Here is a 17707-nt window from a genome sequence, read left to right on the forward strand (position 1 = left end):
AAAATCTCTTTTCTGGTCTGACGGCGCTTACTGCTGAATTCACTGTCGGCGAAGGTAAGTTGATGACTCATGATGAAACCTGTTCCATGGCTCCAGATGACAAACATGATCTCATATCAGGGACTTGTTCGCACCTTCCCTAGCACAATGTCAAGTTGTTAAAGAGCATCGCTAAGATTTGTCACCTAATTAGCCGAAGCAAGCCGTTCGATGTACTGAACAGCAACCGTCAGCAATGTGAACTACTGACATTACTTCAAGTTGGTAGGTGGCTTTATCCGCTTGTTGCTGGCAACACTGTCAGCAACTCTCGGTTATTACTTACCGATCCACCGGGCCAGCAGTGCTGACCAAGTGCGGTGAATAATAGCAGGCGAATCTTGTAGGTCAATAGGTGCCAAGGCGCATATAAATGGACTATTATGCTTAAAATGATGATTCTATTCATATGTTAAGAATATAAAATCATGCGTATATTGCTCAATGATTGTTGTTGACATTTGCGTGTTTTTCTGAAATATCATTTAAACTGGTTTATAGCCGTTTAACGAAGCGATAGGTTTTTTGGGCTTATGATGACAAGCCTTGGCTGCGGGCATTTTTAAATAGATTTATGCACTGAAATATTTTTGAAAAAAAGATGAAATCTTGGATTTTTTGGCGTTTTTTTAGTCACCCATGCATGAAAGCGACCTGCTCTACAGGGCTGAAATGGCAAAGTGCTTGAGTGGACTGTTTTTTTATACAGTGGTGTGAAAATGTCGTCGATGCCGACGACGCGACCGTCGAGATTTTTTATCGTTTGGTAAAAGCGTTTGGTGAAAAAAGCGGGATTGCTCCCGCTTTCATGCCACCGACCTTGCTCTACTTGTACAGACTGACGCTGCAATCCTCTCTGGATGCCATACAGTCTCGGGCTGGGCTGCCATCTGGTTCAATCTGATAAATCCTCTCCTTCTCTACTCGATATATAGCTGATTTGGTCTTGAGCGGGATGGCGAAGGGGCCTTGCCAATCCACAGAACAACTTGGCTCTTGGAAGTTGCCATTGTCATCCATCAGCGATGCACCACAGCTTTCGATAACTGTCAGACCATTCTTCTGGATCGTGATGAACTCCTCAGTACCGTTACCACCAGCAAAGTTGAAGCTACGCTTGCCAATGAAGGGGAGAGGCTGTGCGCCTTGTTGAGCTGTTTGGGGAGCGGCTTCTTCTTTTGCTGCCTCGCACATCTTGCTCAGCAGTGCGTCGATCATGATCTCAGGCTGTGGCTGACCGTTTATCTCCAACGCTTCCACGCTGAATTCCTCGCCTTGAACCCACATCTGAAGCATGCCCCGTACAGGTCTATCCCCATATGTGAATGTGCCACTCACATTGACCAACTTGCGCCCATCAGCGGCTGTGCCTGCCGACCAATCGGGATCTTTGAAGAAGCTATCGGCCTGCTGATCCAAGGTCACGCCTGGGCAACTATCCAGTTCGCCCTCTTTCACGGTCAGCTCGTCCCATTTGCTGAGCAGTCCAGCTTGAGCAGCAGGGACCATCAGCAGTGACACGCTGGCCGCCAGAGCGAGCCTCTTTACCCTTACCATACCCATTGGAATGCCCTCACAGCCTGATAGTTGTAGCGTTTATCGAACTCTTCTTGGGTCAGACACAGCACACGGATGAACTCAATGACCGACAGTAAAACGGGGATCCCCGTTGTGCAGGCAGCCAAATAGATCAGACCCCAGCCCCAGTTTCCGGTGTAGAACTTATGTAGGCCCAGACCGCCGCCAAAGAACATCAAGATGGCCATCAAGACCTTCCGCTTGCCCCGATGGTGAACTGTGCTTCCCACTGGTGCTGATTGGACTGGTGCTTGTGTCGGTGAAGGTTCACGAATAGGCCATGCCGTCACATCAATTGGATTGGGTATCACCGCTGCTATCGCTTTGGCTTTCTTCTTGGCCGTACCGAAGGTATCGATGGCATCAACGAAAGAGCCTGTCAGCGATAGCTCAACAATTCCTTCTTCCGGCGAGCTGAAATGCACCGTGACCCGTTGACCAAACGGGTTAACCCCGTACTTCCAGGATGCTTCCAGTGTTCCCTTAGCCCGGTCAGCTTTCTTGATGGTGCCACCCTCTGCTTGCAGGTGAGCGGCTACATGCTCGAAGACTGTCTCATAATCGTCATGACTGCGTAGAACGAGGTCAGATAGCGTAGTTATCGTGGGAGATCCCATGGTTTTGCTCCTTGTTGGTTGAACTACAGATAGTGGTGATTGGCCCCGACAGGTGGTGTCGGGGATTGAAATAAGTGGCGTGAAATTTGGGTTACATCCGGCTGAGCAGGGTCTTGAGGTCACGCTTGACCAATTGCTGTATACCTTTTGGGGAAACTACCTCTAAATAGGGAAGATAGGTTTTTATCACAGGTAACAATTGAGAACCACTGAAAACGCGGCTTGCCAGCAAGATGCTGCCGTCCTCCAGCTCTCTGATAAAAGCCTGCTCGGGAAGGATGTTCCTGAGCTTGAACTCGTGGGCGATGGGTGAAGCCGCCTTGATAACGACTTCATGGGATGGGATGGCCTCTTGCTCGATCAACCGTTGGAGTATCTGTTGCTGAGGTTCTGCGATAGTGGCTGCTGCCTCCGTCAGCCTGATGAGCGATATTCGGGATAGGGGCTCAATAAACGGTGCTTCCGTGGATACACCTGCCAAGTACCAGCGGCCTCGCTTATTGACCAAGCGATATGGCTCAACCTCTTGTTCTGTTTGCTCACCAACCCAAGTCAGCCTGGCTTTGAGCTGTTGGCTGATCGCTTTGGCAAGCGGCTTTAACCATTGGTGGTGGCTGTCATCTTCATCAAGTTGAAAGCCTGACAGAACGAACACGGGGGACCCATTGGGGTTGAGCCATTGCTTGAGCAGAGCGTCGTGATCGTCCGGGAACAGCGCTTTGGCCCCAACTTGCTCACACAGCCGAAGGATCGCGGGAGTCGATGCTCTACCGAAATAGGATGGGTCAAGCCAATAGGTCTGCCCCTCACGCTCCAATGGCAAGTAAGCCAGTCTGACGTTCAGATCCCGTTGTATGGTGCGTGGTGAGACGTTGAACTCATGAGCCAGTTCGGAGATCACCAACCGCTGTCCGTGATTGAGCTTGGTCAGGATCACGCCGAGGCGCTGGGCTAAGGTGTCGTGTTCTGCCATCCAGGGGAGCATCGTAGTCAAAGGTATCCAAGTGTCACGGAGGTGCCCGACAGGGCGTGTCGACTTGGATTTTCACGACAGGTTAGTGTTTGGGTAAGCAGAGTTGGTATAGCTGCAGGGACTTTGGTATCTGAAAATGCGGAAAAGTTGATGGAATGCCGACGATCGCGTCGAGTTTGGCCCGCCAGCACGTCACGACCGTCGGCATTTTTCCCTAAATTCCTCCGTTTTGGCCGAGTTTGGGTAGGGCCGAGTGGGCCACTTTGTTGGATATCAACGCCTGTTCCACACAGTTGGCCACTTGGGTACTGGTGTGCCGCAGTCTGCTGGCGTGCAGGTGGGCATATCGTTGGCTGGTCTGGCTGCTGGCATGACCTAACTGGGCTTGCACGTCATACAAGGTTCCGCCACTGGAGACTATCAAGGCTGCGACTGAGTGGCGGCAGGTATGGATACAGACTGGCCCCTCAATCCGTGCCCGCTTGAGCATCCGGTTAAATGGTCTGGTGACGTTGTTGAGCGGCTGGCCCTGTTTCTGTCCGGGAAACAGATAGGGGTTCCCTTCTATAAGGTGGGTCTCCTTGAGGATCTGCATGGCCATATGGTTGAGGTGGAGGATCCGGCTTTTCCCATTCTTGGTGTGGGGGATGAACAAGGTCAGCTGGGATTGATCAAGGTGTTCCCACTTGGCCAGTCTCAGCTCGTCCTTACGCAACCCTGTCAGCAACAGCAGTTTGACGTACTGACCGGCATAACGGTTTTCATCGATATCCGCAGCCATAAACAGCCGTCTGATCTCCCCTTTGTCCAGATAGCGGGTGCGTTGGTTGTTCTCAGTCAGGCTCTTGAGATGTCTCATTGGGTGTTGTTCCAGATAACCCATCCGAACGCTCCAAGTCAGGATCGCTTTGAGCAAGGTGGTGATCCGGTTGTTGGTGGCTGGCTTTACCTTGCTCAGCAAGTTGGTTTGCAGGGCCTGGCCTTGCTCAAGCTTTATCTCAGACAGTAACCGTGATCCCAATGCTGGTTTTACGTGGTCACGAAAGCGTTGTGCATCATCCCGCCATGATCGTTTGTGGTGCATGGCATAGGGGAAGTAATGCTGTTCAAACAACTCGGTCAGGGTGAGTTCCTGCCGCTTATCTTCCTTCTGTTGCTTGGGGTCGATGCCTTGCGAAAGCAGCCGTTTATAGTCTGTAGCGATCTCTCTGGCCGTGTTCAGGTCAACATCGGGGAAGCGGCCTATGGATATAGCCCGTTTACGTCCTTGCCACAGATAACGAAGCAGGAATTTCTTGGAACCTTCACCTTTGCCTACCAGACATTTAAAGCCTGGGATCTGGGTGTCGCTGTATTCGGCTTCTGTTGATCTGGCATGGGGTGGGTTCGGTGGTAGCGCCTCAATGGCTTTTTGAGTGAAGCGAAATCGGGAGGGAGCATTTGCCATCGTCTGTCTCCTGTCATTTGATGAGTGGGGTAGGGCTGGTCTGCCCAAGAAAAAACAGCACAGGGATGTCAATTCCTTGTGCTGCTGGGATGAGATTGGGGATTGGGCTGAGCCTAATGCTGGTCTTAGGCCAGAGGTGGAACTGGGCTTGGCCTACTTCCGGTCGATATCCGGTCTTCTGGGCGGGAAAATTCGCCAAACGTAGAAATTTGCCGTCGGTGGCGACGAGCTGACGAATTGACCTAAACGGTTCCCACCGCTTCGTCGCCACCGACGCGACTTTTTCAGCTCTTTGCCTGAACTGGATCAGTCTGGCGTCACCGTCAGGGTGAATACATCCATCTGCGCGTAGCAGCAAAAGCTCTGCTGCCAGACATCAAACCATTCATGCACCTCTGTCAGTGACATCTGCCCCATCAACGAATGGGTGTACTCACCCATGCTGAAATCGAAATCCAACTCCTTGGCGAGCTCGACACACCAGCCTTGGCCCACATAGGCAAAGTCGGTGACATAGCGCAGGTGCCAGCCGTCATCCCAGCGTTCAAGACGGATCTCGACAGGGTGATAGCCTCCAGTTGTTGCGCTGTAGTCTGGATCTCGATAGTTGAGGGTCAGGGTTGCGGGTGTTGTGCCATCCGGGATCTCGTCTGGGAAATCCTCCAGCGCCGAGCTGATGGCTTGCTCCAGTAGCGTTTGCAGGTCGTGACTTATCCTCACAGGCAAGCCCGTGATAACGAGGGTAGGTTTCATGTTTGGTTCTCTTGAAGTGAAAGGTGGGGATTCGCGTGATGGAATAGAGCGGGCTGTCGACGTGGGTTAGTTGGTGGTGCTGACCTTTGGCAGCTTGGCCTTGAGACTCTCAAACCACTCGGTATGCTTGCCCGTGATCAGATGACCGAACCGCACTTCCGGCGCTGCCTTGGTCAATTCCAGATGGCGCAGTACGGCAGCCAGGAACCCCGCATTATTGCTGCTGCCTTTGAAGTGCCAGATAACCTTGAACAGGCCGGAAGTAAATGCCTTGTCCGACTGTTGCTCATTCAGCAGATCGACGACTTGCGCCAAGCCGAACCACTCCTTGGAACAAAGGCCACCGCCACTACTGCCGGTCAGACGGATCAACAGCTCAGTTTGCTCAGGCTCATGACCGATCTCATAGCCCACAGTGGTAGTTGAGCCTGGCGAGAGCAACATGGCGACACCACTGGTCAAGATAACCTTGGCAGATAGAATGGGTTTATCGCTGGCCTTGTTCTCGGGCTGAGTATTGGTCTGCTGGCTGGCGGCTTGTTTGTTGGTCTTGCTATTCATATTGGGATCCTCAGGTAACTCAGATAGTGGATTTCAGGTAGATGGTGGTGCCCAAGTCGGGCTGTGCCTGTTCAGGTTTTAGAACGAAGGCCAGATGCTGGAATACAGGGAGTGGAGCTGACAGGGCATCGAACGGAGTGCCGTAACCGGAGAAGTGATATGGCTCCCATGTTTCCACTGCTGGGAGTGGCAGCCAGAACACGGCATCTTCTGCGCAGTCGATCAGCTGGATGGTTCCCGCAGCTAACCGCCAGTAGTCGGCGTAGTAACCGTTGTCGTCATCCCGGACTGACTCTCTCGTATGGGATGCTATCGAGATCAATACTTCAGGTGCTTCACTGTGCAGGGACTTGGCCTTAAGCACGGTTGCCTCTTTGACCACGACCAGCAGCACAGGCTGGTTTTCATCTGGCAGGAACTCAGGGACATACATACCGTTTGTGATGACCTCCTGCATCAGCAAGCTCAGCGTTTGCCAACTGTAGGCATACCCCTTGAGCGTTTCGTGGGAAGCGTATTTCCCTTCTTGGATGAACTCGTCCATGGCTAATCCCCCTCAGTCCGCTGGCCCAGTGATATAGCCGATAGTACCGCCGATGATGGTGCCAGCGACGGCACCAGGGATACCACCTCTGGCACCGATACCTGCCCCAGTGATAGCTCCCTTTACAGCCCCTTTGGTGCTGCCCTTGACCGTGAAATCGACACTGCCGTCTCTCATTGGCTTGATGCTGATCGCGGCGACTTGCTTACGTAAAATTTGGTGGATAAACATGTTCTGTCCTTTGGATCATTGATATGAAAAAGGCCCTGAGCGGTTAGCTCAGGGCCTGATGTTCTGGATGAACATGGTTTTAATATGCATTTAAAATACAGTTCTTTACGGCATCATGGTTTCCAATAAAGACATATAGTATGCTGTCGATAAAAATCGGCTATAGAGACTGCATATGGAGAGTTGTGTGGACGAGAAAAATTTTGACATTATATACCCTGCAACTAACGGCGGCGAACCAATAAAGACAATGGATCGGGATGGTAAAATTTTATTTCGCTTCCCAGATGTTGTTCGAGTCTTAGGGAAGGTGCGAATAAGTCACCAAACATAAAAATGCGCCTTTGTAAGTATTTGAATTTAATAAACTAATTTTTTCAGTTTCGTTGTGGAGGGTGCTTATTCGCACCCTCCCTAGGTCGACTCTGTGTTCTGGATATAGTGTCTCGATGTTCTCAACTGCTTCTTTGGTCAGCCTGTATGCAATAAAATAATGATAATATTTGTGCCCGTCATCATATAGTGATTCGCCAAGAAATAGCTGATTTCTAGCCTTTGATGCAATCGCTTCAGTTTTTTTATTTATAGCAATGGCTTCATCATAAAAAGGTATGCAACATAAAGCCCTTCCTTGAGAAGAAAGACGGTTAGCCAAGTTGGTTAGGACCATTGACTTAAGGTCATTAACTGCCTGAGTATTTTCAGGTTTTTGATTCCAGTCAGGTTTTGGGATTCGATGAAGAGATTTTCTGTAATAGATGATGGCTTTCATTAGGTCGTCTGAATACCATTCAACTCTTCGAGTCTCGTAGAGTACGGAATAGCAGTTTGCTATTGTGTAAAGGTAATGAGCCTCATAAAAAGGGTGTTCAAATTCAAATTCTTCTGATGTCAATCTCTCAATAAGGCTTTTTAGAGCTTCATAGTCGCTGTTTAGTATATGTAAATCGGCTTCTTCACTTAAATCGTTCATTTCCTCTCTTGTCATGATCATGAAGCTCTCCTTTTATTATCTAACATTGACAATCTACCAGTTATCACAAATTTACAGAATTTTTTCTTTCCTGATTGCCCATGACCTTCAGCCAGCTTCAAGAGCCGATATGGCATCGGAGGGCTTGCGATGACTGCACGCCCCAATTCAACCAACATGCTCTTGATGTCAAAACGATGATTAAACCGGAAGTAAAGTTGCCGACGGTCGCGTCGGCGTGACGCACCGCCACCTCGTCGGCATCGACGTGACTTTGCACAACTCCTGGCAAACTCAGCCACAGCCCCAAGCGACCGGATATCCCCCAGACTTGCTCCGGTTTGCACCAAGAACCATTCCTCGTCCCTCGTCCCTGGTGAGCGTCTCCATCTTTCAATCTGTGTTATCTCTACGTCAGTGCCACCAGTTCCGGTCTGAGCATCCCCATGGTCTCCCAGCAGAAAGACCGGAAGCTGTGACCGGAGGGGGTGTCTGGAGGTATTTGCGTCAGGGAAGGGGATGACTTCTGGTTCGGGCTAGATCGTGACCTATTCACCGGCTGAGTTGACCGGATAGGGACCGGAGCCTGCGTTAGTCGGGTTTGAGTCGAGAGAAAACAGGTAGTGTTGCTTGTTCACTGCGAGAGTAATGTGGGGGCATGCAATGAGGGCTTACTGGATCGTCTGGTAACAAGCAAACGACAGACATGAAAAAGCCCAGTCCTGAGACTGGGCTTTGAAATTTGGCTCCCTCGACAGGACTTGAACCTGTGACATACGGATTAACAGTCCGCCGTTCTACCGACTGAACTACGAGGGAATTGGCTCCTCCTACTGGACTTGAACCAGTGACATACGGATTAACAGTCCGCCGTTCTACCGACTGAACTAAGGAGGAATTGCCTGTCTCGTTGAGACGGTGCGGATATTAATAGCCTGTCGACCGGGTGTCAACCCGCGATCCGGCGCAAAAAATGGAATTTCGCCCTGTTTGTCCAAAACTTGGTCATTGTGGACTATTTTCAGCACAATCAGCAGCTTGAGATTGGCCTTTTGCAGCCACGTTATCAATTTTTGCGCTGGTGGCGGATTGCGTTCTGGCTGCTCAGTGATGGCCAACCATCCCTGTCCGTTCAATAAAAATGGGGTGGGTGAATGGGAGGTCCCATGCCTAATACACCGCCTCTATGGGGAAAGAAGTGTCTGCCGCGGGCCGTGTGCATTTGGTTAGCAGGCGAAGTGAAAAATCTGCGTAATGGTGATAAAAATCGGCGATATGCCAGCAACAAACCGCTATTTTGCGGTGTAATGGTCATTCATTGATCCTGCCCATCGAAATATTTCCTCGGCTGGAGTATGGTTGCCCCGGATACCATCGCCGTGTCGACAGTTCTGCCGGCCCTTGATGATGATCGGGCGCCGGTTCAATCCGGCCTTTATCTCCCTCTTCTGGTATTACGACATACATGCACAACCAAGCTCCCTTGCAAAGCGTGAAGCTGGCCATTGCTTTACGCCAATCCTGTATTGATGAACCCTATAGCATCCCTCGCTTTGGCCGTGACCTGATCGCCGGCATCACGGTCGGCATCATCGCCATTCCGCTGGCCATGGCGCTGGCGATTGCCAGCGGCGTGCCACCACAACATGGTCTCTATACCGCCATCATCGCAGGTATCGTCATTGCCGTGACCGGTGGATCCCGTTTCTCCGTGTCGGGGCCGACCGCCGCCTTCGTGGTGATCCTCTACCCGGTGGCCCAGCAATTCGGGGTCGGTGGCCTGCTGATGGCGACCCTGATCTCCGGCTTCTTTCTGGTCGCCATGGGGATGGCCCGACTTGGGCGCCTGATTGAGTACATTCCGCCGTCAGTGACCCTGGGCTTTACCGGCGGGATCGCCATCGTGATAGCCACCTTGCAGATCAAGGACTTCTTCGGGCTCCAGGTGCCCGATATGCCGGAAAATTACATAGGCAAAGTAGAGGCGCTGGTACATGCCCTGCCAAGCTGGCAATGGGGTGACACGCTGGTCGGGATTACTACTTTGGCCGTGCTATTGCTCTGGCCACGGCTGCGCTTGCCGGTGCCCGGTCACTTGCCCGCCGTGCTGGTGGGTGTGGGGCTGGGGTTTGGTCTGCACTACTTTGGTGTCGATGTGGCCACCATTGGCAGCAAGTTCAGTTATACCCTGGCCGATGGCACACAAGGCATGGGGATCCCGCCCATAGCGCCGACTCTGGTAATGCCCTGGGCACTGCCGGGGCCGGATGGTTCACCGGTCGAATGGAACCTGGCGGCCATCGAGCGCTTGCTGCCTGCGGCGTTTTCCATGGCCATGCTGGGGGCCATTGAGTCGCTGCTCTGCGCCGTGGTGCTCGATGGCATGACGGGTCGCAAGCACAGCTCCAATGCCGAGCTGGTGGGGCAGGGGTTGGGCAACATATTGGCGCCTTTCTTCGGTGGTATCACGGCAACGGCGGCCATTGCCCGTTCCGCGGCCAACGTACGGGCGGGTGCCACCTCGCCGGTTTCCAGCATAGTGCATGCGCTTGTGGTACTGGCCGCCATTCTGGTGCTGGCACCCTGGCTCTCCTGGTTGCCGCTCTCGGCCATGGCTGCGCTGTTGCTGATCGTGGCCTGGAACATGAGTGAGGCACACAAGGTGGTGGAGCTTGTGCGTCGCGCCCCCAAATCCGATGTGCTGGTGTTGGTGGTGTGTTTGTCGCTGACCGTCATCTTCGACATGGTCATTGCCATTACCTTCGGGGTGATCCTGGCGTCGCTGTTGTTCATGCGTGAAATTGCCAAGATGACCAAGCTGCACGATTTGGCCGATCACAAACGCTATGCCGACGAAGTACCGGCGAATGCCTTGCTATACAAGATCAACGGCCCGCTGTTTTTTGCGGCAGCAGAGCGTGTCTTTAGCGAGCTGGTGGCTCAGGTCCAGGGGCACAAGCTGCTGGTATTGCAGATGGAGGCTGTCTCCATCCTGGATGCCGGGGGACTCTCTGCTTTCCTGCAGTTTGAAAAGCAGATGGCCAAGGCTGGAGTGGAGCTGCGGGTGGCCGAGTTGCAGTTTCAGCCGTTGAAGACACTGGCGCGTGCCAAGGTGCGCCCTGTGCCGGGTCAGTTGGAGTTTTATGGCTCTCTGGAAGAGGCATTGAAAGGCGAGCAGAGTCACGAACAGGCCGCCAGTTGATGGTATGGGATGCAGAGGTGGAAAGATTTTGCGCAGTTGGCTCGGTTCTTGAGCAAACAGATTGAAAACCGCAAAATTGCATTGACCCCAACACAATGCATCCCTTACATTACGCCCCGTCGCTGCGGCATGGTCTGCAAGCGATGGTGCAACTCAGGCACCTGAAAATGTGAGAAGAAATTTGGTGGGATGCCAAAATGGCTGCCCACCGACGAAGTCGGCAAGAAAGCGCGTGTAACGTGCTCCGAAAGCCACTTCAAAGAAGTAAAAATTTGGTGAGGTGTCCGAGTGGCTGAAGGAGCACGCCTGGAAAGTGTGTATACGGCAACGTATCGAGGGTTCGAATCCCTCCCTCACCGCCAAATATAACCCGTTGAATTTCAACGGGTTTTTTCATTTCTAGACTTACGTGATTTTTTTCCTGGATCAACTGGGTGGAACAATCATGTATCTGAGTAAAAATGCCTCCGGCACCTACTACACTCGGCTTCCCTTGCCCAAGAATTTGCGTGACCGTGGCTTGCCGTTTGCTATCCGCACTTCCCTCCTTACCAAAGAACGTCAAGTTGCCGTAGACCGTAATCTGGTGCTGGCGGCGCGTGTCCGCACCCTCATTGCGGCGACACCTGCCGATGCCACGACCCATAGTTTTCATGCCTGGATCAGAGCTGAGATCGATGCATTCAAAGCGGCGGGCTTTACCGTACCGCAATATCATGCTCTTTCTGTTGCGCTTTCGTCCGTTCCCCAGACCATCAAGCAACCCGTCGATACCTCTCCACCTACTACAGGGGTCCCCCTCAGACAGGCGCTGACGAAGTTTATTGAGAGTAAGGCCAGTGAGGGGATCCAGCATAAATCCGTCGGACAACTCCAACTGCGGGTTCAGGCGTTCGTCACTTGGGCCAAGGGGCACATGGTCGATGAGATAACGCCTGCCCTAGCTCAAGCCTTCCGTAACACTCTGCTCCGTAACGACAGTATCAGCTTCAAAACCAAATCAGATTACCTTGCCGCCACCAAGCAGTTCTTCCGCTGGTGCATGATCCTGGGCTATTGCAGCCGCAACCCGTTCGACAACTTAACGGCGGGCAAGAAGCCAGTGAAAAAGCGGGCAGATGAAGCCAGGGTACGCTGGCATCGCCCGCAACTGGACACCCTGTTTGCGAGCCTGCGAGCCAAACAATCCCAAAAAGGCAAAAAACTCAAGCCCCAGGACTTCTGGGTGCCGCTGCTCTGCCTCTACGCCGGACTGCGCCCGTCTGAGGCATGTCAACTCAAGACCCGGAACGTCAAACAGATCGAGGGGATCTGGTGTCTGGTGGTCGAGGCGGGCGAAGAAGATCAGCAGCTCAAGACGGCCAACGCCTACCGTGATGTTCCGCTGCACAGTGCACTGATCAGACATCACTTCCTAGAGTATGTCGGCCACTGTCGTAGCCAGGGCAGCCAGTACCTGTTTGACGATAAACCCTCGGGCCAGGACGCCGACTGGTCACACAACCTGGTGTGTCGGTTCCAGCGCCATCTCACCAATGCAGGCATTGTCGGTAAGGGGCGGCCGACGATCTATGGCATGCGCCACACCTTTGTTGATGAGTTGCAGCAGGCGGATGTGGCAGAGCACATCGTGGCGGAGCTGGTAGGACACAGCAAGGAGGGGCTGACCTTTGGCCGCTACGGCAAACGGGTGAGCATTGCCCTGTTGAAAGCGAAGATCGAGTTGATACCGGCGGATCTAGTGACCGTCATTTGAAGAGAGGCCACCTGAGCTCTGGATATGTCGCTAAGCGCTGTATGTAGCGGTTAGCGCCCCTCCCAGACAGCATGACATCTGGTGCCATAGCCAGGGCGCAGGAGCCAACCCATCTCAATACGGTGGGTCGTTGCAGTACCAATTCATATCATGCGCCCATGTCAATATTAGCCCCTATAAATATTTGTAAATATAAATATTGACATCCATAAAGATATGTGATCGAAAAGTATTGACATGGTACTTGAACGCTCGTAACCTGCTGGCAAGAGTTAGCTGGAATGAGAGCAAATGACCTATGACAAGAACCCGCAGGCCACAGAACTAGATCGAAAAACTGTTGCAGATGCATTGACTGAAAACCTGACGATCAAGAAAAACCAGTACGCCCAATCAACATTTAAGGCCTATTATCGAAAGACAAAGCAACTTCAGACGCTGATTGGAAAAGAGCTATTGGTTACGGTCACCACGACCAAATTAGAGTTAATGATTGCCAAACTCCTTAAGAGGTATAAGGGTAATACCGTTAATCATTACCTCGATATTCTCAGGCAGGTGTTTGCCAGAGCCAAGAGTGATGGCCTGATAGCATTGAGCCCGATGGATAGCATCAAGAAATGCCGGTTTGAGATTGAAGAGCCGCAACCCTTTCTAAAAAAAGAGATAAAACTCTTGCTGCAACGGCAAGAAAGCAATCCGATTGAAGTGGCATTAATCCAATTAGGGCTTGCAACCGGATTGCGGATCAGTGAATTACTGGCTGTGAGCGTTGAAGCATTTGATCTAGACAAACGGATCTTGACGGTAGATCTCGCGTTGGTTGATGGTGCTTATAAGACGCCAAAAACCAAAGGATCGCTGCGGAAGATTGAGCTGACTGAACAGGGAATAATAGCCGCACGTATCTTGATAGCACAGGCTAGCCATCGTAGGCCCAGATCGATCACGGTAACCCAGACAGATAATCGCACTAAAAAGATAATTAGCCGTACCTTGGTAGCCTATAACCGCCCAGCAAGGCGACCCTACGCCTCGGTTGACGAGTACAGGGAAACATTTTTTCAGCCGCATTGTGACCTGGTGGGTGTCAAATACCGTGGACCATCTCAGCTGCGCCACACCTACGCGAGCCAACTGTTGTCTGCTGGCGTGAACGTAGAGTGGATTGCCCGGCAAATGGGGCACAACGGGACTGCGATGATCGAGCGCCACTATGGTCGATGGTTGACCGAGGATGCGGCTGACTTTGGTGCCAAAGCAGAAGTGGCCCTACACGATTGTATTCATGGTGATGATCCCGGACTGGTTGAGGCATCCAAATCCGTGCCAGCCATATTACCACCTGTTGATTTGAATGCACTGATGGCTAACCCACAGATGCACCAGCAATTAATGGCGTGGCTACAACAGGCACTGAGCAATACGGTAGTGACGGGCAACAGAATTTAGCAAAACAAACAGAATTTCCAGCAGCCAGAATATTGGTTGTACGGATAGTTGTAGGCAGAATTTGTACGGCATCGTATCAGGCAAAAGCACATGGATAAAAAGTGTGTTTTTGACAAATCGTTTTTTGGCGAAAAGTAATAAGAGCAAGGTCACTCCTACACCGTACAAATTGCGTTCCGCAATGTACGGTGTACGGAGCCTTGCCATGGCTGTCGCCCTGGACCTACCTGGGCTGCCGCCCAGACCCGCTAAATATATAAATTAGAGCTGTTCAGCAGCCAGGAGACAATACGTGGGAAAAGAAAATAAAAAATTAAGGAATAGCAAAAATAATACTTTACGTGAGGAGCTGACAAGAGATCCTGATCTCATGCTGCTCATTGAAAGGGCCGTTATCAGGTGCATCAATGACGATATCGCTGTCACTATTAACGGTATAGCTAGAGATGTAAATATGGATACAGACATCGTTCGACAAATGCTGCCGAGTTTTACAGAGATCCGTGATCATCGAATCGAGCTACGCTGCACATATGAGGAAAAACGTCGTTGGGAGAAAAAGGCTAAAAATGCAAGCATCACTGTATCGAGGTTAGCATCTCAATCTCTCACAAAATTGAAAATCGTCATTTCTCCAGCAGAAACATTACGCGACACAATAAATAATCTTATTGCGCAACAGACCGGGTTTTATAACAATTTCAATCAGCTGGTAAAATGGTGTAACTCCCATAAGGGCGATGTAAATCTACTTTTTATTTTATGCGAACTCAGGGAACTAGAAAAACAACATAAAGAGCAGGTTGATAAAATCAACGAGATGTTATCACCACAATTAACACAGCCATCTCGGGTTATACGCCATGACAAAAGCGATACTGCGACCCCAGACACTACATGGTCACACTCAGGTGAGGATGACGAGGATGCAGTGGAGGTAAATCCAGCATTAATCGAGAGTGAGTATGAGGAGCATGAGCTATGGCGGTGATTAGATTTTTTGCAACCAATGGGCATCGCCAGACTAAATCCAGCGCCCCAATAGATTACCTACTGGGTATCTACAGCGCTCTGACTCCGCAACAAAAAAATGAGCGTAGTACAATCGCTGATGCGATTAGGGTTGCTCGTGATAAAAATGACGCTCCATTGGTTCATCGGTTGAACCAACAACTGAGACTGATCCATGGTGTACAACGGACTCCACCACCTGAGCTGTTGGCTGGAAATCCACGAGACATTACTTATGCAATCGAGATATCGCCACATAAATATAAATACACCAGCGGTGTCATTGCACATGCAATTGAGGACAACCAGGCGCTGAGCTCCAATCCTGATATTGCTCAGGAATTTCGTGCATTGATGGAGGAGCTGGTTTTTGCTGGATTACCCATAGAGGACAGGATGATCTTGTGGGTACAACATACGCATGAACAAAATCTGGAGAATCATTTCTTAATCCCACGGATTAATCTTCGCACTGGAAAATATTTCAACCCTCACCCACCAGGTGCGGAAGGAGATTTTAATGCGATCCGCGATTACCTCAACCTGAAACATAACCTCGCACGTCCAGATGATCCGCAACGCCAGAGGCTGACAGGAACAATACCACGGTACAGTAAAAATGCGGACTTGATTGCAGCGTTATCTGATGCGGTGCAGTTACGGGTAACTCAGGGTCAGTTATGTAACCGACAAGCTGTGATTGATTGGCTGGAGCAACCTCAGACTCGACAAATGTATGGTATTAGCGAAGTCGAGGCTAAAAAGGATTACATACGGATTGTGCCAGAGGGAAAGATCAAGGCTTTTCGGCTGAAGGGACCTTTATTTAGCCGTGCGTTTACCAGTATTGATGCGGTGAGACCGACGTTGACGATAACAACGCCTCCACAACCGTCGTTGGATGCACTCTGGCAGCAGATTGAGGAGCGGATAGCCAAACGCCGGGCCTTCAATCAGAGCCGCTATAACGTCACTGAGACGCTGCACCCAATGCCCTCTCCGAGGCCTGTGAGACGACCGACAGGTATGACCGCAGTGATAATCCGGAGAGATCGCAAACAGCCAACAAATGCTCTTTTTTGGCAACAGCAGATGCAGCTATATGCAGGTTACACACTGACCCCAATTAACCCTGAGGGAACCCTAACAGTAGACACCGAAAAGGCATTAATTCAACTGCTGATGAAAATTTTGAGCGCTATTTTAGCATTACTAGGAGTGAATCATGAATTTAGAGAAACAATTATTAGAGTTGCTCAGTTTTATCAACACCGAGCAGATGAGCTCGATAGCAACACTCAGGGAGCAGGTTCAATCGCAGCATGTCACACAGCAGCAGATAATGAACGACCATCAGGTCTTGCTGACCATGGTGCAGCATTTGAACACGCATACCAGCGACAGCAACGTCTCTGCCGAGAACTCCATTCATCAGATGAGCGTTTCGCTCGAACAGTTGCAGGAGCAGGTTCAGACCTTGAGCGGCTCCGTAGAGAGTACGCAGAGGTCGGTGAGATTGCTACTCGAGGTCTTAGAATCATAATGGATAACCCTATATTAGCAGCCAAAAAAATTGCACGTTTCAGGATGAGGCCTGGAGCGTATGCATTAAAATCTCAGCACGAGCACTCTGGCCAGAGGACTGCACGTCATGAAATGGATTCAGATCTTTCTTTGTAAAATATTCTGAATGGCGTTTGTTTTTTATATTTGCGGAACATCATCAATACAAGATTACTTGCAATGTTTATCTTTATAAATAGCAATAATTAATATCTACCATTGATTTATAAAAACAACAAATAATAATAACTTTTTTTGGGAGGAGTATGTATGCTCCAGAATAGAATGTTAGCTTGGGGGGTTAGTGAGGGGCGGATTGCCAGTGAGCAAAAACCGATTTGGTTGTTGGACGAACTGATTGAGCAGGGTGATCAGTGGATCATCAATGGCGCCCCCAAATCTGGTAAATCGCTGGTCGCAACGCAGCTCGCATTGGCTATCGCCAGTGGAGGACAGTTCCTCAACTGGAGGAATCGAAATCCAGCACGAGTGTTGTATATGGATTTTGAGCTAAAAGATCGGTTGTTTTGGAAACGCTTTTTAACCATGACAGCACATAATAATGTGACTGACCAAACAATTGAGCGGAATTTTTTCCGGTGTGGTGATTTCCAGACAACGGATGTATTGGATCCTGTAGAGGCGAAAAAAATGATCTCCATCGTGAATGAGATCCAGCCTGACCTGATTATTTGGGATGTACTAGCTAGGATGCATACAGCGGCGGAAAATGATAACGGTTTGATGGGGCAGGTAATGCGGTCCATCAGAAAAATTAGCCGCTCCGCTGCACATATTGTTGTGCATCATGCCAGAAAATCTTCACCAGGAGCTGAGAACTATAATGCAGGTGCTGCTGGTATCAGAGGGGCATCATCCATTCATGGTGAGGCTGATGGGGTTATGTCACTAGCATTGCGGGATGGGCAGCAGGGCGGGATCGCACTTTGTTAATGAAATTTGAACAGGCAGATCGTCTGTGATCTAATCGCGTCTCCATGCAGGAG

The 17707-nt window shown here is 50.7% G+C and carries 16 protein-coding genes, 3 tRNA genes and 1 pseudogene; 7 read left to right on the forward strand and 13 right to left on the reverse strand.

The genetic code is table 11. The features are described 5' to 3' along the window. Positions 1-864: 864 nt before the first annotated feature. The 13 genes and pseudogenes from OKC28_RS22020 to OKC28_RS22080 form a co-directional block, all read right to left on the reverse strand. On the reverse strand, positions 865-1560 hold the full coding sequence (locus OKC28_RS22020; RefSeq protein WP_270691104.1) for a hypothetical protein: 696 nt from the start codon (positions 1558-1560) through the stop codon (positions 865-867). A 29-nt stretch (positions 1561-1589) separates the two neighbouring features. Beyond that, complete coding sequence (locus OKC28_RS22025; protein ID WP_265453333.1) at positions 1590-2234, reverse strand: TM2 domain-containing protein; 645 nt, start codon at positions 2232-2234, stop codon at positions 1590-1592. A gap of 91 nt (positions 2235-2325) precedes the next feature. Then, positions 2326-3207, reverse strand: coding sequence for a helix-turn-helix transcriptional regulator (locus tag OKC28_RS22030; protein ID WP_270691105.1), 882 nt, complete (start codon positions 3205-3207; stop codon positions 2326-2328). A gap of 214 nt (positions 3208-3421) precedes the next feature. Then, positions 3422-4654 (reverse strand): tyrosine-type recombinase/integrase, encoded by a 1233-nt coding sequence (locus OKC28_RS22035; RefSeq protein WP_270691107.1) that lies wholly within the window; start codon positions 4652-4654, stop codon positions 3422-3424. Positions 4655-4960: 306 nt separating this feature from the next. Beyond that, on the reverse strand, positions 4961-5407 hold the full coding sequence (locus tag OKC28_RS22040) for a DUF2787 family protein (protein ID WP_265453330.1): 447 nt from the start codon (positions 5405-5407) through the stop codon (positions 4961-4963). A 66-nt stretch (positions 5408-5473) separates the two neighbouring features. Then, complete coding sequence (locus tag OKC28_RS22045) at positions 5474-5968, reverse strand: hypothetical protein (protein ID WP_005314108.1); 495 nt, start codon at positions 5966-5968, stop codon at positions 5474-5476. A 19-nt stretch (positions 5969-5987) separates the two neighbouring features. Continuing rightward, positions 5988-6512 carry a hypothetical protein gene (locus OKC28_RS22050; RefSeq protein ID WP_005314110.1) on the reverse strand — a complete coding sequence of 175 codons (525 nt, stop codon included), beginning with the start codon at positions 6510-6512 and terminating at the stop codon, positions 5988-5990. Between the two features lie 12 nt (positions 6513-6524). Further along, positions 6525-6743: a hypothetical protein gene (locus tag OKC28_RS22055; RefSeq protein ID WP_231721509.1), complete on the reverse strand. Its 219-nt coding sequence runs from the start codon at positions 6741-6743 to the stop codon at positions 6525-6527. A gap of 301 nt (positions 6744-7044) precedes the next feature. Next, entirely contained in the window at positions 7045-7737 is a 693-nt protein-coding gene (locus OKC28_RS22060; protein WP_270691108.1) for a hypothetical protein, read from the reverse strand. Positions 7738-7814: 77 nt separating this feature from the next. Beyond that, positions 7815-7931 (reverse strand): annotated as a pseudogene (locus tag OKC28_RS22065) (IS1595 family transposase); the annotation flags it as partial. Positions 7932-8459: 528 nt separating this feature from the next. Beyond that, positions 8460-8535: transfer RNA gene (locus OKC28_RS22070), tRNA-Asn, on the reverse strand. A gap of 2 nt (positions 8536-8537) precedes the next feature. Continuing rightward, positions 8538-8613: transfer RNA gene (locus OKC28_RS22075), tRNA-Asn, on the reverse strand. Beyond that, positions 8604-8834 carry a hypothetical protein gene (locus OKC28_RS22080; protein WP_265458218.1) on the reverse strand — a complete coding sequence of 77 codons (231 nt, stop codon included), beginning with the start codon at positions 8832-8834 and terminating at the stop codon, positions 8604-8606. Before OKC28_RS22080 ends, OKC28_RS22075 begins: the two co-directional genes overlap by 10 nt. Positions 8835-9181: 347 nt before the next feature. Between OKC28_RS22080 and dauA the strand changes: the two genes are divergently transcribed. The 7 genes from dauA to OKC28_RS22115 all read left to right on the forward strand — a co-directional run bounded on the left by dauA (position 9182) and on the right by OKC28_RS22115 (position 17654). After that, positions 9182-10918 (forward strand): C4-dicarboxylic acid transporter DauA, encoded by a 1737-nt coding sequence (dauA, locus tag OKC28_RS22085; RefSeq protein WP_270691109.1) that lies wholly within the window; start codon positions 9182-9184, stop codon positions 10916-10918. Between the two features lie 274 nt (positions 10919-11192). Beyond that, positions 11193-11280 (forward strand) — tRNA-Ser (locus OKC28_RS22090). An 83-nt stretch (positions 11281-11363) separates the two neighbouring features. After that, positions 11364-12674: a site-specific integrase gene (locus OKC28_RS22095; protein WP_270691110.1), complete on the forward strand. Its 1311-nt coding sequence runs from the start codon at positions 11364-11366 to the stop codon at positions 12672-12674. A 291-nt stretch (positions 12675-12965) separates the two neighbouring features. After that, the gene (locus tag OKC28_RS22100) at positions 12966-14126 is read left to right on the forward strand and encodes a tyrosine-type recombinase/integrase (protein WP_005346570.1); all 1161 of its coding nucleotides are present in this window, start codon (positions 12966-12968) and stop codon (positions 14124-14126) included. A gap of 292 nt (positions 14127-14418) precedes the next feature. Then, positions 14419-15117 (forward strand): plasmid mobilization protein, encoded by a 699-nt coding sequence (locus tag OKC28_RS22105; protein ID WP_059112248.1) that lies wholly within the window; start codon positions 14419-14421, stop codon positions 15115-15117. Then, a complete protein-coding gene (locus tag OKC28_RS22110) occupies positions 15108-16817 on the forward strand; it encodes a relaxase/mobilization nuclease domain-containing protein (protein WP_270691111.1) in 1710 nt (569 codons plus the stop codon). The genes OKC28_RS22105 and OKC28_RS22110 overlap by 10 nt, the downstream gene beginning before the upstream one ends. Before the next feature lie 153 nt (positions 16818-16970). Next, positions 16971-17654: an AAA family ATPase gene (locus tag OKC28_RS22115; RefSeq protein WP_270691112.1), complete on the forward strand. Its 684-nt coding sequence runs from the start codon at positions 16971-16973 to the stop codon at positions 17652-17654. Positions 17655-17707 lie beyond the last annotated feature (53 nt).

Origin of the sequence: Aeromonas sp. D3 (genome assembly GCF_027705025.1) — a bacterium.
Classification (GTDB): Bacteria; Pseudomonadota; Gammaproteobacteria; order Enterobacterales; family Aeromonadaceae; genus Aeromonas; species Aeromonas salmonicida.

Coding starts and splice junctions, on each gene's coding strand:
- OKC28_RS22110 (WP_270691111.1), top strand. CDS start 15,108: ATGGCGGTGATTAGATTTTTTGCAACCAATGGGCATCGCCAGACTAAA.
- OKC28_RS22115 (WP_270691112.1), top strand. CDS start 16,971: ATGCTCCAGAATAGAATGTTAGCTTGGGGGGTTAGTGAGGGGCGGATT.
- OKC28_RS22045 (WP_005314108.1), bottom strand. CDS start 5,968: ATGAATAGCAAGACCAACAAACAAGCCGCCAGCCAGCAGACCAATACT.
- OKC28_RS22025 (WP_265453333.1), bottom strand. CDS start 2,234: ATGGGATCTCCCACGATAACTACGCTATCTGACCTCGTTCTACGCAGT.
- OKC28_RS22060 (WP_270691108.1), bottom strand. CDS start 7,737: ATGATCATGACAAGAGAGGAAATGAACGATTTAAGTGAAGAAGCCGAT.
- OKC28_RS22040 (WP_265453330.1), bottom strand. CDS start 5,407: ATGAAACCTACCCTCGTTATCACGGGCTTGCCTGTGAGGATAAGTCAC.
- dauA (WP_270691109.1), top strand. CDS start 9,182: ATGCACAACCAAGCTCCCTTGCAAAGCGTGAAGCTGGCCATTGCTTTA.
- OKC28_RS22030 (WP_270691105.1), bottom strand. CDS start 3,207: ATGGCAGAACACGACACCTTAGCCCAGCGCCTCGGCGTGATCCTGACC.
- OKC28_RS22095 (WP_270691110.1), top strand. CDS start 11,364: ATGTATCTGAGTAAAAATGCCTCCGGCACCTACTACACTCGGCTTCCC.
- OKC28_RS22035 (WP_270691107.1), bottom strand. CDS start 4,654: ATGGCAAATGCTCCCTCCCGATTTCGCTTCACTCAAAAAGCCATTGAG.
- OKC28_RS22055 (WP_231721509.1), bottom strand. CDS start 6,743: ATGTTTATCCACCAAATTTTACGTAAGCAAGTCGCCGCGATCAGCATC.
- OKC28_RS22100 (WP_005346570.1), top strand. CDS start 12,966: ATGACCTATGACAAGAACCCGCAGGCCACAGAACTAGATCGAAAAACT.
- OKC28_RS22050 (WP_005314110.1), bottom strand. CDS start 6,512: ATGGACGAGTTCATCCAAGAAGGGAAATACGCTTCCCACGAAACGCTC.